Origin of the sequence: Gluconobacter sp. P1D12_c (genome assembly GCF_018812105.1) — a bacterium.
Lineage (GTDB): Bacteria > Pseudomonadota > Alphaproteobacteria > Acetobacterales > Acetobacteraceae > Gluconobacter > Gluconobacter oxydans_A.
In genome coordinates, this window is record NZ_JACSIQ010000632.1 from 1 (window position 1) to 405 (window position 405).

The 405-nt window shown below is 36.1% G+C and carries 1 protein-coding gene; it reads right to left on the bottom strand.

What is annotated here, in order from left to right:
- The coding region (locus KP705_RS18485) for a hypothetical protein (protein ID WP_215765360.1) at positions 1-405 on the bottom strand (405 nt) is incomplete at both ends.

Here is a 405-nt window from a genome sequence, read left to right on the forward strand (position 1 = left end):
GTCACATTCTTCTAAATCTTTAACCCAAAGGCGTATCTCATCTTTATTGTCATTAACAAAAACACACTCGTAACAAAAATCATCCTCGTCATCGTTCAAATATTCGTTGAATCTTAAAAAACCATATCCCCTGCTTTCTATGTAATCCAAAAACAAAGAAGAATGCGAAGGAAGACAACGCAAATAATCTCTATAACTTTTCACATCCTTCACAGGAAAAGAATTGTAAATATAATKGTCATGCAAACAAGTCATGATATCGTAAGGCTTTTCCCAACCGCAATAAACCTCGACCCCATTCCCAAACATATAACGAATAGCCTTGGTCTCATAACGTGCCTTCAATCGCACAGCCTTTATATTGAACAGATTTTCAAGCCTCTGTACTTCTCTCTCTATTTCTCT